This is a genomic window from Pseudomonas sp. SLBN-26, assembly GCF_006715895.1.
Taxonomy (GTDB): domain Bacteria; phylum Pseudomonadota; class Gammaproteobacteria; order Pseudomonadales; family Pseudomonadaceae; genus Metapseudomonas; species Metapseudomonas otitidis.
Window position 1 is genome coordinate 3,296,781 of the sequence record NZ_VFOB01000001.1, and the last position, 15,325, is coordinate 3,312,105.

At 66.7% G+C, this 15,325-nt stretch carries 13 protein-coding genes; 11 read left to right on the forward strand and 2 right to left on the reverse strand.

Translation table 11 applies throughout. The annotated features are described in order from the left end of the window. Positions 1 to 339 precede the first annotated feature (339 nt). From FBY21_RS15125 to FBY21_RS15155, 7 genes are all read left to right on the forward strand, one after another. Positions 340 to 1,563, forward strand: a complete 1,224-nt coding sequence (locus tag FBY21_RS15125) for an RtcB family protein (RefSeq protein WP_142012068.1) — start codon at positions 340 to 342, stop codon at positions 1,561 to 1,563. A 54-nt stretch (positions 1,564 to 1,617) separates the two neighbouring features. Then, the gene (locus FBY21_RS15130) at positions 1,618 to 2,196 is read left to right on the forward strand and encodes a hypothetical protein (RefSeq protein WP_074972973.1); all 579 of its coding nucleotides are present in this window, start codon (positions 1,618 to 1,620) and stop codon (positions 2,194 to 2,196) included. Between the two features lie 21 nt (positions 2,197 to 2,217). Continuing rightward, entirely contained in the window at positions 2,218 to 3,015 is a 798-nt protein-coding gene (locus FBY21_RS15135; RefSeq protein ID WP_142012070.1) for a nucleotidyltransferase domain-containing protein, read from the forward strand. Positions 3,016 to 3,044: 29 nt separating this feature from the next. Next, the gene (locus tag FBY21_RS15140; RefSeq protein ID WP_142012073.1) at positions 3,045 to 3,956 is read left to right on the forward strand and encodes a hypothetical protein; all 912 of its coding nucleotides are present in this window, start codon (positions 3,045 to 3,047) and stop codon (positions 3,954 to 3,956) included. Positions 3,957 to 4,000: 44 nt separating this feature from the next. Next, positions 4,001 to 5,380 carry a hypothetical protein gene (locus tag FBY21_RS15145; RefSeq protein ID WP_074972967.1) on the forward strand — a complete coding sequence of 460 codons (1,380 nt, stop codon included), beginning with the start codon at positions 4,001 to 4,003 and terminating at the stop codon, positions 5,378 to 5,380. Positions 5,381 to 5,468: 88 nt separating this feature from the next. Beyond that, on the forward strand, positions 5,469 to 6,494 hold the full coding sequence (gene rtcA, locus FBY21_RS15150; RefSeq protein WP_142012075.1) for an RNA 3'-terminal phosphate cyclase: 1,026 nt from the start codon (positions 5,469 to 5,471) through the stop codon (positions 6,492 to 6,494). A 102-nt stretch (positions 6,495 to 6,596) separates the two neighbouring features. Beyond that, positions 6,597 to 6,971, forward strand: coding sequence for a hypothetical protein (locus tag FBY21_RS15155; protein ID WP_044410453.1), 375 nt, complete (start codon positions 6,597 to 6,599; stop codon positions 6,969 to 6,971). Between the two features lie 119 nt (positions 6,972 to 7,090). Here the strand turns inward: FBY21_RS15155 and gdhA are convergent, their stop codons facing one another. Continuing rightward, positions 7,091 to 8,425 carry an NADP-specific glutamate dehydrogenase gene (gene gdhA / locus FBY21_RS15160; protein WP_044410853.1) on the reverse strand — a complete coding sequence of 445 codons (1,335 nt, stop codon included), beginning with the start codon at positions 8,423 to 8,425 and terminating at the stop codon, positions 7,091 to 7,093. A gap of 403 nt (positions 8,426 to 8,828) precedes the next feature. Here gdhA and FBY21_RS15165 point away from each other — a divergent pair, with 403 nt between their 5' ends. Further along, positions 8,829 to 9,464: a hypothetical protein gene (locus FBY21_RS15165; RefSeq protein WP_142012077.1), complete on the forward strand. Its 636-nt coding sequence runs from the start codon at positions 8,829 to 8,831 to the stop codon at positions 9,462 to 9,464. 57 nt (positions 9,465 to 9,521) lie between these two features. Here FBY21_RS15165 and ettA read toward each other — a convergent pair whose 3' ends face one another. Next, positions 9,522 to 11,189, reverse strand: a complete 1,668-nt coding sequence (gene ettA, locus FBY21_RS15170; RefSeq protein ID WP_044410459.1) for an energy-dependent translational throttle protein EttA — start codon at positions 11,187 to 11,189, stop codon at positions 9,522 to 9,524. A gap of 331 nt (positions 11,190 to 11,520) precedes the next feature. Between ettA and FBY21_RS15175 the strand changes: the two genes are divergently transcribed. From FBY21_RS15175 to FBY21_RS15185, 3 genes are all read left to right on the forward strand, one after another. After that, the gene (locus FBY21_RS15175; protein WP_142012079.1) at positions 11,521 to 12,060 is read left to right on the forward strand and encodes a fimbrial protein; all 540 of its coding nucleotides are present in this window, start codon (positions 11,521 to 11,523) and stop codon (positions 12,058 to 12,060) included. A 62-nt stretch (positions 12,061 to 12,122) separates the two neighbouring features. Further along, entirely contained in the window at positions 12,123 to 12,833 is a 711-nt protein-coding gene (locus tag FBY21_RS15180; protein ID WP_142012081.1) for a molecular chaperone, read from the forward strand. A gap of 66 nt (positions 12,834 to 12,899) precedes the next feature. Then, positions 12,900 to 15,314: a fimbria/pilus outer membrane usher protein gene (locus tag FBY21_RS15185; protein ID WP_160158603.1), complete on the forward strand. Its 2,415-nt coding sequence runs from the start codon at positions 12,900 to 12,902 to the stop codon at positions 15,312 to 15,314. Positions 15,315 to 15,325: the final 11 nt, after the last annotated feature.

Sequence of the window (15,325 nt, forward strand, 5' to 3'; positions counted from 1 at the left end):
GAGCCTGTTTTTAACGCCGCGATGGCAACGCAGGTAGTTTTTGAGGTGCCCGCAAGGGCTGGCAGCGAATGCAATGGGCACTACATGTGTCGCGGGTTCGAGCCCCGCCCCGGCAACGGGTAGCTCAGCGGGTAGAGCAATTCATGTCCACATCCCTTGTCGCTGCACCTCGGCCGCGCAGGCGGCCAACCGAATTTGCCCGGCGAATGCCGGTGGAACTACAGGACGTCGTGGTTGCGGGTTCGACTCCCGCCGGCTCTCCAGGGCCGTAGCTCAATTGGATAGAGCGCGATGCCGTTTCACCCGACTTGTCGCCGTTTTGAAAGGAAAGAAGGAACCATGGAAAAGCACTACAACCTGCTGGAAGTCGCCAACGGCAAACCGATCAAACTCTGGACCCAGGGCGTACCGGTGGAGGAGGACGCGCGCAAGCAGCTGATCAACACCGCGAAGATGCCCTTCATCTTCAAGCACCTGGCCGTGATGCCGGACGTGCACCTGGGCAAGGGGTCGACCATCGGCAGCGTGATCCCCACCGTCGGCGCCATCATCCCGGCAGCCGTGGGCGTGGACATCGGTTGCGGAATGATCGCCGCGCGCACCTCGCTGACCGCCTCCGACCTGCCGGACAACCTGGCGGGCCTGCGCAGCGCCATCGAGAAGGCCGTGCCCCACGGGCGCAGCGTGTCCCGCGGTGGCCGAGACAAGGGCGCCTGGGAAGACGTGCCGGAGCTGGCGGACCACGCCTGGTCGGCCCTGGCCGGGCGCTTCAAGGTGATCACCGACAAGTACCCGCGCCTGGAGAAGACCAACAACCGCAAGCACCTGGGAACCCTGGGAACCGGCAACCACTTCATCGAGGTCTGCCTGGACGAGGCCCAGCGCGTCTGGTTCATGCTCCACAGCGGATCGCGTGGTGTGGGTAACGCCATCGGCAGCCTGTTCATCGAACTGGCCCAGGCCGATATGCGCCAGCACATCGCCAACCTGCCGGACCGCGACCTGGCCTACTTCGAAGAAGGCAGCCAGCACTTCGACGACTACGTGGAGGCCGTGGGCTGGGCCCAGGACTTCGCCAAGCAGAACCGCGCACTGATGATGCACGCCGTGATCGCGGCGGCGCGTACGGTGATCAAGAAACCCTTCGAGGCCAACCTGGAAGCGGTGAACTGCCACCACAACTACGTGCAGAAGGAGCAGCACTTCGGCCAGGAAGTCCTGGTGACCCGCAAGGGTGCGGTATCGGCGCAGAAGGGCCAGCTGGGCATCATCCCGGGCTCCATGGGCGCGCGCAGCTTCATCGTGCGCGGCCTGGGTAACGAGGAGGCGTTCTGCTCCTGCAGCCACGGCGCCGGCCGCACCATGAGCCGTACCAAGGCGAAGAAACTGTTCACCGTGGACGACCAGATCCGCGCCACCGCCCATGTGGAATGCCGCAAGGACGAGGACGTGATCGACGAGATCCCCATGGCCTACAAGGACATCGACGCCGTGATGCACGCCCAGCGCGAGCTGGTGGAAGTGGTGCATACCCTGCGTCAGGTCGTGTGCGTAAAAGGATGAAAAACGATCGGCGTTGCCCCGCCAACGCCTTTCGACCCTGAGGGAGAGCGGCTGATGCTGCAGAAACTGGAAAACCGCCGGGTCACCGAATTGCGGGCCCGACTCGACGAAGCCGGCAGCGTCTTCGATTTCGTTGTACTGAGCCTGGATGCCACCGCCCGCCCCGGCGAGGCTGAGCACCGCGATGCGCTGCGGGTGCTGTTCGAAGACATTCATGCACGCGCTCAGGAATGGCACTGCAAGCTGGTGGAACAGCACCCGCAGTACGCCGCCTACCAGCCTTTGGACATACGCCCCGACCTGACGCAGGCCCGCCCACAAGCCCTGGACATCGCTCGTATAGAGGAACTGGCCCGTGACGACGGGCCGCTGTACCGGGCCCTGATCGACCCGCCCCATGGCAGCACGCTGCAGGTGGCGGACTTCCGCGAATGGCGTGAGGCCCTGCGCCTGCACGCCGATGAGGGGATGCAGGTGCTGGACTGGGTCGGCAATGCCGACCACGAGCCCCAGCGCAGCACCTGGAGCCGCTACTTCGATGACGGCAAGGAATGGTGGGGCATCTGGTGCCTCACCCTGTACAACCCAAGACGACGAACACTCAGCGCGCTGGCCGCCAGCACCACCGACTGAAGCAGTAAGGGAACAAACGCAATGACCAGCGACCACCGCCATCCCCTCCCCGCCGCCATGCGCGAGCGGGTGCTGGAGGAACTGCAACGGGTCGAGCGCGAGCGCAACGTCACCGTGCTCTACGCCTGCGAATCCGGCAGCCGCGCCTGGGGCTTCGCCTCCAGCGACAGCGACTACGACGTGCGCTTCGTCTACGTCGAGCAGCCCGACTGGTACCTGCAGGTACGCGAGCCGCGGGACGTGATCGAGCGCCCGCTGGACGACGAGCTGGATGTGAGCGGCTGGGAGCTGCGCAAGGCCCTGCGCCTGCTACGCAACTCCAACCCCACGCTGCTGGAGTGGCTCGACTCGCCCCTGGTCTACCGACAGGACGACGCCGCCACCGCGCGCCTGCGCGAACTGGCCGAAGCCTTCTGGTCGCCCCGGGCCGTGCGCCACCACTACCTGTCCATGGCCAAGAAGAACTTCCGCGGCTACCTGCAAGGCGAAGAGGTGCGTTTCAAGAAGTACCTCTACGTCCTGCGCCCGCTGTTGGCGGTACGCTGGCTCGACCAAGGCCGTGGCCGCCCGCCGATGCCCTTCGAGGACCTGCTGGTGACCCTGGACGACCCGGCGCTGTTGGCGGAAATCGACGAGCTGCTGCAGCTCAAGCGTGCCGCCACCGAAGCCACCCACGGCCCGCGCCGCGAGGGGCTGCACGCCTTCATCGAGGCCCAGCTGGCCAGCGCCGGCGAAGCCCCGCAACTGCCGCGCGGCCAGGGGGACGACGCCCTGCTGGATGAATTCATGCGTCACTGCGTGCACACCCACGCCACCTGAGGCCATCGCATCAATGGAGAACAGCTGAAATGGACTTCAAACCCTTCACCGGCCTGCTGCTCCTGAGCCTGGCCAGCGGCCTCGCCGCCCATGAGCGCCAGGTGCTGGACACCCTGCCCCTGGACTCGGCGACAGCCTACGAGCTGTCACTGCCCGCCTGCACCACCGCGCCCTGCCCGTTCGAGCTGCGCCTGTTGAAAGACGGCCGCCCATACGGCACCACGGTGGCGCTGCACTGGGCAGCGACAGCGGCTCCAGCCAGCCAGGCAGCGCCCGATCCCCTGTACGGCGCCGGCACGCCCCTGGGGGCTGGCGCGGCGCCCAGGGTGTGGATAACCGGCGAGGAAGAGGGGCAGGTCAGCGCGGCCGCTCGCCTGCTGCGGCTGGCGGATGGCACACCCGCGTTGCTGGTCAGCCAGATGGGCGGCTTCGAGCACCCCAAGCGCCATCACGCCCTGTACCTCGCCACGCCTCAGGGCCCACACCTGGCTTGGTCCCACGACGAAGCCCCGGGGCCGAACCAGAGCTGGGTGCTGGCACCCACGGGCGACAGCCCTGTGCTGCTGGTGCATGAGCATGCCGCCACGCTGAACGCAGCGGACCGCCTGGAGACGCGCCGCCTGACCTGGCACCCGGACCGCACCGTCTTCACCGAGTCGACGACACCGCCCTCGCCGGCCCTGCGCGCCGTGGTCGCCGAACGCCACCCCAGCGCCATGGCCGCCCAGGCCGCCCGGGACCAGCAGGAAGGCTGCCTGGCAACCTATGCGGTCATCGATACCGGCGCATCGGGAGCTGCCCGCTACGCCTTGGTACAGGTGGCGGAAAGCGACGCCGAAGCCCGGGCGGAAACCACACGCCTGCACGCGTGCGCAGCGACCCTGCGCCCGGAGACCGTGCCACTGGCACAGCTATCGACCACGCCCGCAACGACGCAGTAAGCCGGCGGGAGGCGGATGGGCCATTCCCGTCCAAGGAGCATCCAATGAACACCACGCAATGGCTCGCCCATTGGCGGGACCAGCTACGCGTAAGACAGGCCGCAGGCGAGTACACCGACTGGCTGCGCTACCGGCTGGACGAGGCCGAAACCGTGCTGGCCAATGGGACCGTCATCACGGCCCGCGAATTGCCGCTGCAACGCAACGGCTTCATCCGCGAGGGCGTGCTGCGTCGCCAGCTGGAGCGCGAGGATGAAACCGCCCTCGCCTACTGCCTCGTCTGCCTGAACGACCCGGTGGCGAGCCTGCGCGAACTGGCCAGGGCCGAACTGGAGCACCGGCAACCCAACGCCACGGCCGAAAGCCTGCTGGACAACCTCGACCTGCTGCTGGACCTGCAGCGCAAGCAGCGCGCCGACCACAGCGTGGCCCTGGAGCGCATCCGCGCGCGCCTGCGCGAGCCCGCCCTGCGAGGCAGCGTGCGGGCGGCATTGCCAGGCCTGCGCGGCCAGGAAGCCCGCTTCGTCTTCGACGCCCTGGCAAACGAAGAACAGCCGGATACCGAGCTGATCGACAAGGCCCTGAAGCACCCCGATCCGGCACTGCGTGCCCGGGTCATGGACAGGCTGGGTCGCCTGCCGGCGGAGTCCGCCGCACCGCTCTGGCGGCTGGCCCTCTCGGACCGCAACGGCCGCCTGCGCGCCAGGGCGCTGTACGCGCTGATAAAGGCCGAGCCCAATGCACCGGAACTGCACGGCTGGCTGGAAACAGCCCTGCTGGACGTCTCGCCATCGGTCCGCGACCTGGCCCGCTGGGCCGCGCCGCGCCACGGTGTCGATGCGGCGGCCGTGGTACGCCGGGCGCTGGTGCTGGTCCCGGTGGACAGGGCGCGCTGGCACGGCGTGCTCGGCCAGGCCGCCGAGCTGCGCCTGGAGGAGGCCGTGCCCCTGGCCCGCCAGGCGCTCGCCTCGCCCTTGCCCTCGGTCCGCCGCAAGGGCTTGCAGGTGCTGGTGGAGCAGGTTCCGGAGCAGGCCGGCGATGCCTGCCTCGCCTTGCTGGCTGACAACGCGCCGGGTGTGGTCGTCGAAGCGCTGCAGGGCCTGGAGCGCCTGTGCCATCCAGCGTTCGAACCCGCACTCCGGGCCGCGATGACACGCCTTGCCGCAACCGACATGGCGGGCAGCCTTCGCCTCAGCCGGATACTCCCCACCCACGCCCAGCTGGAGGCACTGCTGGACGGGCTCTGCGAGGCGCCGCAAGCATCACGCGAACCCTGGTTGCAGGCGCTCCGCGCGTGGCGCCACAGGCAGAAAAGACTCGTCAACTGGACCAGCACGACCCACCTCAAGGCACGGCTGGAGAGCCTGCGTGGCCAGCAGCTGATGCCGGAGGAAGAGCTCTCGGCGCTGATAAGGGCGCTGTGAGCAGGCAAACGACGTACAACTCGCAACCCATTGCACCATTGGCCTGGCCAGAGCGCCGGGCACGAACAACTGATTGGAACACCGAACCATGAACACGGATTTTCTCGAACTCGACGGCGCCATCGGCGGTGGCCAGATCCTGCGCAGCGCGCTGAGCCTGTCGATGATCACCGGCCGCCCGATGCGCATCCGCAACATCCGCAAGCAGCGCGGTCGTCCGGGCCTGTTGCGCCAGCACCTGACGGCGGTCCAGGCCGCAGCACAGATTTGTGGCGCACGCACCCAGGGGGCCGAATTGGGCTCGATGGAGCTGACCTTCATTCCCGGCGCGATTCGCGGGGGCGACTACCGCTTCGCCATCGGCAGTGCGGGCAGCTGCACCCTGGTGCTGCAGACCCTGCTGCCGGCCCTGCTGTTCGCCGACAGCCCGGCTCGCCTGTGGATAAGCGGTGGCACCCACAACCCGCTGGCCCCGCCAGCGGACTTCATCGAGCATGCCTGGCTACCCCTGCTGCGCCGCATGGGCGCCCAGGTGGAGATGAAGCTGTTGCGCCACGGCTTCATGCCCGCCGGTGGGGGTGAGGTGACGCTGCAGGTGCAGCCGGGCGAGCTGCGCACGCTGGTGCTGCCGGCACGCGGCGAGGTACGCGAGCAGGAAGCCACGGCCGTGCTGGCCAACATCCCGCACCACGTCGGTGAGCGCGAGCTGCGCCAGGTGGCGATGCGCCTGGGCTGGCCGGAGGAGGCGCTGAAACGCGCCTACCTCGCACCCGGCATGGGACCGGGCAATGCCTTGCTGCTGAAGGTGGGCTGCGAGGCGGTGACCGAGCTGTTCTGCGCCCTGGGCCAGACGCGCCTGTCGGCCGAACGGGTGGCGGACCTGGCGATCCGCCCGCTGCAGGCCTGGCTCGCCAGCGGAGCGGCCACCTCGGAATACCTGGCCGACCAGCTGCTGCTGCCGATGGCCCTGGCCGGCGGCGGGCAGTTCAGCACCTGCGTGCTGAGCGACCATCTGACCAGCAACATCGAGGTGATCCAGCAATTCCTGCCCGTGCGTTGTCTGATCCAGAGCGAGCGGGAAGACTTCCACAACGTCACGCTCACGGCGTCTTGACGAAAAGACGACATCCCGCTGCCGAGAATGGGCGCGCGGACCCGGTCCGCGCCCCGACCATCCGGCGAATGCGCCCGCCCTATCGGCGCATGGGAGCTCACCATGGCGTGCATGCGCGCCACCCTGCCTGTCCTGCTCTGCGCGGCCCTGCTTCTCGCCGGCTGCGAGACCACCCATGACTACCTGGTTGCCCAGGGTTATCCACCGGCGTTCGCCGACGGTTACCAGGACGGCTGCAGCAGCGGCCGCCAAGCCGCCGGGGCGATCACCGGTGAGTTCCGCAAGGACGTGCCCCGCTACCTGCGCGACCGCACCTATGCCGAGGGCTGGGGCGACGGTTTCGAGCAGTGCAAGGAGCAGATGCGCAGCCAGGAGTTGCGGGAGTTCCGCGAGCAGGTGACGCGCGACCGCGATGACGAGTGGAAGCGGGACAAGGACCGCGCGGCCGCACGCGCCCTGGGCGGGCACAGCGATTGAGTGCGAGCCCCATGTGCGGGTTGGACGGTCCGTTGCAGCGAACAGCCCTTGCCGTCAGGGCGACATGAAAAGGGCAGCCGATTGGCTGCCCTTGTTCGTCCGGGTGCGGATGGGTCGTGTCAGACCAGCCCCTGCGCCAGCATGGCGTCGGCCACTTTGACGAAGCCGGCGATGTTGGCGCCCTTCACGTAGTTGATCCGGCCGTTTTCCTCGCCGTAGTGGACGCAGGCGTGGTGGATGTTCTGCATGATGCCGTGCAGGCGCTGGTCCACTTCGCCGGCGGTCCAGTGCAGGCGCATGGCGTTCTGGCTCATCTCCAGGCCGCTGGTGGCGACGCCGCCGGCGTTGGAGGCCTTGCCCGGGGCGAAGAGGATGCCGGCCTCGAGGAAGGCATCCACCGCTTCGAGGGTGGAGGGCATGTTGGCACCCTCGGCCACGCAGATGCAGCCGTTGGCGAGCAGGGTGCGGGCGTCTTCGGCGTCCAGTTCGTTCTGGGTGGCGCAGGGCAGCGCGATGTCGCAGGCCAGCTTCCACGGCCGCTCGCCGGGCAGGAAGCGCAAACCGGCGCCCTGCAGGGACTCCAGGCGCCCACGGCGCTCGTTCTTCAGCTCCATCAGCTCATCCCACTGCTCGGGGGTCAGGCCGTCTTCGATGAACAGGGTGCCGCCGGAGTCGGACAGGGAAATCACCTTGCCACCCAGTTCCATGACCTTCTGTGCGGCGTACTGCGCCACATTGCCGGACCCGGAGATGGCCACACGCGCGCCGTCGAAGCCACGGCCCTGGCCCTTGAGCATTTCCTGAGCGAAGTAGACGCAGCCGTAGCCGGTAGCTTCGGGGCGCACCAGGCTGCCGCCGTAGGCCAGGCCCTTGCCGGTGAACACCGAGGTGAACTCGTTGGAGAGGCGCTTGTACTGGCCGAACAGGTAGCCGATCTCGCGGGCGCCGACGCCGATGTCGCCGGCGGGTACGTCCAGGTCCGCTCCGATGTGGCGGTAGAGCTCGCTCATGAACGACTGGCAGAAGCGCATCACTTCGGCGTCGCTCTTGCCCTTGGGATTGAAGTCCGAACCGCCCTTGCCGCCGCCCATGGGCAGGGAGGTGAGGGAGTTCTTGAACACCTGCTCGAAGGCCAGGAACTTCAACACGCCGAGGTTGACCGAGGGGTGGAAGCGCAGGCCGCCCTTGTAGGGGCCGATGGCGCTGCTCATCTGCACGCGGAAGCCACGGTTGACCTGTGCCTGGCCTTTGTCGTCGACCCAGGGTACGCGGAACAGGATGGCGCGCTCGGGCTCGACCAGGCGCTCCAGCAGGCCGTCGCGCAGGTAACGGGGGTTGGCTTCGAGGAAGGGCCAGAGGCTTCGCAGGACCTCTTCCACCGCCTGGTGGAATTCGGGCTGGTGGGGGTCGCGTTGCTTGAGCCGTTGCAGGAACAGGTCCAGGGAAGGAGTCATGATGCTCACCAGTATTTTTCTTTTGTGGACAATCGGTAGCGCGAGACTCTAGCAAGCGATCCAGCACATAAACAGGGCAAAATGACGCATTGATGAAACTTTTTGGTGCATTTGCTGTAAATCCCCACCGTCACACGCCATAAACCTACGCTCCGAACGCTCTGTTCCGGCAGATACCCGTGCCACCGGATTCTTGCGTTTTTGCACTTTTTTCGAGCGCTTCAAGCACCAGAAAGTGACGTTTTCACGGCACCGGGAAACCGGCTCGGCGTTCCACTGCCGTCGTGTCGTCAGCGGCCGTCATGATTGGATACAACTGATCCTTCCCGACAGACGGAACGGCACTCCGGCGCTCCAGTCATAGCGATGTGCCATATCGGCACCCACTCAGGAGCACCTGTTCATGTCCAGCTTGCCCAAGCGTTCTGTCCGCCCCTTCACCGCTTCCCTGGCCGCCCTGGTCCTGGCGGGTCTTGCCGGGGCGGCTCAGGCGGGCATCGAGGTCGGCAGTTCGTCCAGCAGCTACAGCAACCTGGTTACGGTCGATCGCAACCCGGCCAGTGGCACAACGCTGAAGGAATCCCGTATCAGCATTGACACCCTCGAGAAGATGCAGGAGCAGTTGAAGAGAACCCAGGAAACCCTGGAGAAGCTGACCCGGCAGGTCAGCGACCAGGCCAGCACCATCAGCACCCTGAACCGCCAACTGGAAGAGGTGAAGCGCACCACCGGCTCGTCGGACCTGTCCAACGTCCAGCGCGACCTGGACAGCCAGAAGGGGCGGATCGATCAGCTCCAGCGCAGCCTGGAGGACGCCAAGCGTGGCAGTTCGTCGTCCAGCGATGTCTCCAGCCTCAAGCGCGAGCTGGAGAGCCAGGACAACCGCATCGACCAGCTGCAGCGTGGCCTGGAGGATGCCAAGCGCAACAGCTCCTCCTCCAGCGACCTGTCCGGCCTCAAGCGTGAGGTGGACAGCCAGGACAGCCGCATCGATCAGCTGCAACGCAGCCTGGAAGACCTGAGCCGCAAGGTGAAGTAAGCGCCCCCGGAATGAAAAACGGAGCCCGAGGGCTCCGTTTTTCGTGGTGCTGCCGGCTTACTGGGCCAGCTTCTTGTAGCGCACGCGGTGCGGCTGGGCAGCCGCCTCGCCGAGGCGCTTCTTGCGGTCCGCTTCGAACTCGGTGTAGTTGCCTTCGAAGAAGGTCACCTTGCCGTCGTCCTCGTAGGACAGGATGTGGGTGGCGATACGGTCCAGGAACCAGCGATCGTGGGAGATCACGATGGCGGCGCCGGGGAAGTCCAGCAGCGCCTCTTCCAGGGCGCGCAGGGTTTCCACGTCGAGGTCGTTGGACGGTTCGTCGAGCAGCAGCACGTTGCCGCCCTGCTTCAGGGTCAGGGCCAGGTGCAGGCGACCGCGCTCACCACCGGAGAGGTCCTTGACGAACTTCTGCTGGTCGGCGCCCTTGAAGTTGAAGCGACCGACGTAGCTGCGGGACGGGACTTCGTAGTTGCCGATCTTGATCTGCTCGAAGCCATCGGAAACCTGCTGCCACACGGTCTTGCTGCCGTCCAGGCTGTCGCGGCTCTGGTCGACGCTGGCGATCTGCACGGTCTCGCCGATCTCGATGCGGCCGGAATCCGGCTGCTCCTTGCCGGTGAGCATGCGGAACAGGGTGGACTTGCCCGCTCCGTTGCCGCCGATCACGCCGACGATGGCGCCTTTCGGGATGCTCAGGGACAGGTCGTCGATCAGCACGCGATCGCCGTAGCCCTTGGTGACGTTGTGCAGCTCGATGACCTTGTCGCCCAGGCGCGGACCGGCCGGGATGTAGATCTCGTTGGTCTCGCTGCGCTTCTGGAATTCCTGGGACTGCATTTCCTCGAAGCGCTGCAGACGGGCCTTGGACTTGGCCTGACGCCCCTTGGCGCCCTGGCGCACCCACTCCAGTTCGGCCTTCATGGCCTTGGCGTGGGAGGCTTCCTGCTTGGCTTCCTGGGCCAGGCGGTTGGCCTTGGATTCCAGCCAGCCGGAGTAGTTGCCCTCGAAGGGGATGCCGTGGCCACGGTCCAGTTCGAGGATCCAGCCGGCGACGTTGTCGAGGAAGTAACGGTCGTGGGTGATGGCCACCACGGTGCCGGGGAAGTCGTGGAGGAAGTGCTCCAGCCAGGCGACGGAGTCGGCGTCCAGGTGGTTGGTGGGTTCGTCGAGCAGCAGCATGTCGGGGGCCGACAGCAGCAGGCGGCAGAGCGCCACGCGGCGCTTCTCGCCACCGGACAGGTGCTCGATCTTCGCGTCCCACGGCGGCAGGCGCAGGGCGTCCGCGGCCACTTCCAGCTGGCGCTCCAGGTTGTGGCCGTCGGCGGCCTGGAGGATGGCCTCCAGCTTGGCCTGCTCGGCGGCCAGGGCGTCGAAGTCGGCATCCGGCTCGGCATAGGCGGCGTAGACCTCGTCCAGGCGGGCCTGGGCCTGCTTGATCTCGCCGACCGCCTCTTCGACGATCTCGCGGACCGTCTTGCTGGCGTCGAGCTGCGGTTCCTGGGGCAGGTAGCCGACCTTGATGCCCGGCATCGGGCGGGCTTCGCCGTCGATCTCGGTGTCGACGCCGGCCATGATGCGCAGCAGGGTGGATTTACCCGCGCCGTTCAGGCCGAGCACGCCGATCTTGGCGCCGGGGAAGAAGGACAGCGAGATGTCCTTGAGGATTTCACGCTTAGGGGGCACGACCTTGCTGACCCGATGCATGGTGTAGACGTACTGAGCCAAACTGTTTGACCTCGCTGAACGTGTGGAATCGGGCCAATGGCTTGCGTGGCAAGCCATTGGCCGCAGACGAAATGAATAGGAAAGTGCGTCAGCTTATTAGCTCCCCTGGGGTTGTGCAAACGCCGCACGCGCACGTCCGCCACGTATCGCCTCGACCGCCTTCGCTTGCCGATATGTCCAAGGTGATAGCCGAATTCCCCAAACGCCATCTCACCCACCTACGCGATGGCGGCCAGCGTCCCACAGGGCACGCTTTCTACCATGTTGCGCACCTGCCCCGCGGCCTCCCAGGCCACGGGGCAGGTCTCTCCTAACACTCAAGGAATGCAACATGATCAGGAAACTCGTGACCTCCGCCGCCGTCCTGGCGCTCTCTGCCTCCAGCCTGTCCGCCTACGCATACAGCGACGCCGACGGCGCTGAGATTCACTTCACCGGGAAGATCCTGGAGAAAACCTGCACCGTGGCAGTGAACGGCGTCCCGACCCCGGGCGCGGCCACCGTGACCCTGCCGGACACCCAGGCCGCCCTGCTGCGTATCGCAGGCCAGACCGCTGGCGATACCCCGTTCGTCATCAGCCTCAAGGACTGCAAGACCAACGCCAGCTCGGCAGATGTGCTGTTTACCTCGGCCTACCTGGATGGCGACCAGTTGAGCAATATCGCCTCCACGGGCGCAGCGACCAACGTCGCTCTGGAGCTGACTGACAATAACGGCACTCCGGTCGACCTGAGCGGCCAGATCCCGACCATCATGAGCCTCAACGCCGGCCAGGGCAGTGCCACCTACAAGGTGCGCTACTACGCCAAGGACGTCGTCGAGCCGGGCGCCGTCGAGGCCACCGCTCTCTACGTAATCGGCTATCCGTGACGCACAGGAAGGCAGGCGCAACGCCTGCCTTTCCTACCTTCCGTGAAGTGCTTCGAGTCCACATGAAACGCATCCACATCTGGCTGGGCATGCTCGCCATGCTCGCACCTGCTTTCGCCCAGGCCGGCATTGTCATCACCGGCACCCGCGTGATCTACCCCGGCGAACAACGCGAGATCACCGTCCAGCTCACCAACAACGGCGATGTACCCGCGCTGACCCAAGCCTGGATCGACCAGAGCCCGAACATCGAGAACGCCGCCAAGGCCCGCAGCCCCTTCCTGCTCACGCCACCCGTGGCCCGGGTCAACCCCGGCAAGGGACAGAGCCTGCGCATCCGCCTGATCGAGCAAAGCCTGCCTCAGGACCGCGAATCACTGTTCTGGCTGAACGTGCTTGAACTGCCACCCAAGCCGGCGGAGGGCACCGCCACCAACAAGCTGCAAATGGCCTTTGCCAGCCGTCTCAAGCTGTTCTATCGCCCCAAGGGCCTGGGATCCCTTGAGTCCGGAATCCAGAACCTGCAATGGAAGGTGCAAGGCGATGAACTGGTATGCACCAACCGCGGCGCGTTCCACATCACCTTCGTCGACATCCGCCTGGGTGGGCAGGAGGTCACACTGAACAAGGGCTCGGCAATGGTCGCCCCTCAGGACACCTTGCGCCTGCCACTGAAGCAACGGGTACCCGGCTCCGCTGACACCTCCATCGACTTCAAGGTCATCAACGACTTCGGAGCAGACGCCACCCATACCGCCCGCCTGTCGCCCTGACGCTCGATGTGCCACGCCCCGCAGCGGTCCTGCCGCTGCCTGCCACCTGCAGTGCTGCTCGGGGGCATGCTGGCTCTGACAAGCCAAGGCCACACCGATGAGCGCGTCATCTTCGACGACTCCTTCCTGCCCCCCGAGGCCCGCAACTTCGACCTCAGCCAATTCGAAGACGAAGCCCCAGTCGTGCCAGGGCACTACACGGTGGACATCCGCCTGAACGAACGGATAGCCCTGCGGCGCGAGATCGAAGTGACGACCGATACGCGAGGATCCTTTCCCTGCCTGCAGCCGGATCTGCTCCAGCTCATCGGCACTGACCCTGCCCACCTGCGCTCCATCGAGCCCGATACCTGCGGCCGCCTGGAAGACCAGGTGGACGGCGCCCAGGCGCGCTTCGACATGGCCGAGCTGGTGCTGGAGCTGCAGATCCCCCAGTTCGCCTTGCGCCGCAACGCCTATGACTATGTGGACCGGACCCTGTGGGACGCAGGCGTGACCGCCGCCATTCTCGGCTACAACCTCAACGCCAGCCGCCAGGAACAGACGGGCAGCCGCAGCGACAACCTGTTTCTCAGCCTGGACGGCGGCCTCAACCTGGGCCGCTGGCGCCTGCGCCACCAGGGCTCCCAGACCTGGCAGAGCGATGTTTCCAGCGCCTATCGCAATGCCGCCACCTACCTGCAGCACGACCTGGACGACTGGGGCAGCCAGGTGGAGGTCGGCGAAGTCAACAGCAGCGGTCAACTGCTCCCCGGCGTACCGCTGACCGGCGTCCATTTGCGCAGCGATGCCAGCATGCTGCCTTACTCCCAGCGCAACTTCGCTCCGGTGTTCCGTGGTGTCGCCCGAACCCAGGCACGCATCCAGGTCTGGCAGGGCACCACCCTGCTGAAGGAGCTGAACGTCGCCCCTGGTCCCTTCGAACTGGATGACCTCACGCCCCCCGGACGCGGTGGTGATCTGGAGGTACGGGTCCTCGAAGCAGACGGCAGCGAGCAACGCTTCACCCTGCCCTACAGCCCTGCCGTCGAACTGCTGAGGCCCGGCCAGGTGCGCTTCAGCCTGGCTGCAGGCCGCCTGCGTGATGCCACGCTCAAGCGCCAGCCAATGGTGATCGATGGCGTTTTCAGACGTGGTGTTAGCAATCACACCACCGCCTACCTGGGAGGCCAGGCCAGCCCCGACTACACCGCACTCATGATCGGGGCGGCACTCAACACGCCAGTGGGCGCGCTCGCAGCCGACCTTACCCGCAGCCAGGCACACATCCACGGCCAGGACGAAACGGGCAACAGCCTGGGCCTGGCCTTCTCCCGCAGTTGGCCAACCGGAGGCCCCGCCATGGCCCTGGAACTGCGCCATGCTCCAACACCGGGCTACCAATCGCTGGCCAGTGCAGCCCGTCGCCAGGACCAACCCACCCCGCTCAAGGCGAACACCCGACCAGCCGGCTTGCGCGACAGGGCCAGCGCCACCCTGACCCTCGACGTCACCCAGGATGCACAGCTCAACGCCGGGCTGCTGCTGCAACGCGACTGGCAAACCCCAGGCTGGGCGCGGCAGTACCAGGTCGGCTATACCCATCGTTTCCGTCGTTTCAGCCTCAGCCTGGACACGGTCCGCGCGCGCGACGCCCAGGGCCAACCCGACGGCCAGACGCGGCTGAGCCTCAATATCCCGCTGGGTGCCCGCTTCGGCGGCAGCCAAAGCCTCTCCGCTGCCTTCACCCGGCGCCGCGATGGCACCCACGACGAACGCCTGTCCCTGCGGGGCAGCGCAGGTGAGTCCCGCCAACTGGCCTACACCCTGACCACCAGCCGCAATAGCCAGAGCTCGACTGCGAGCAGCCTCGGCGGAAGCTATCAATCCTCACGGGCTCTGCTGAGCGGCGCACTGAGCCAGGGCGACGGCTACCGCACCACCGCCCTCGGCCTCAACGGCAGCCTGCTGGCCCACCCGGAAGGCATCACCCTGACGCCCATGCAGGGCGACACCTTCGCCGTGCTGGTGGCCCCTGGCGGAGCCGGCGCCCGGGTCGCGCAGCAGCCTGGCCTGGCCCTGGACAGTCAAGGCCAGGCCGTGGTCGCCGGGCTTCAGCCCTACCAGATGAATGAACTGATCCTCGACCCCGCCGGTGCCGCCGACAGCGTCGAGTTCGAAGAAACAGAGCAACGCATCGCCCCCCGGAGTGGCGCGGTGGTGCTGGTGAAGTTTCCCACCCGTTCCGGCAGCGTCCTGCTGGCTCGCGGCCTGCTGCCCGATGGCGAACCCCTGCCCTTCGGCACCAGCCTGCAGGACGAACAGGGACAAGCCCTGGGCGTGGTTGGCCAGGGTGGGCTGATCTACCTGCGCCTGAAAGACGAGCCCGGCGCTCTGCGGGCCAACTGGGGCCCTGGGGCAGACCAGCACTGCACCCTTCCGGTACCACAACCGCTGCCTGCCGCCGACGAACCACCCCGCGACCTCACCTGCCACCCCTGACCCGGAGCCGA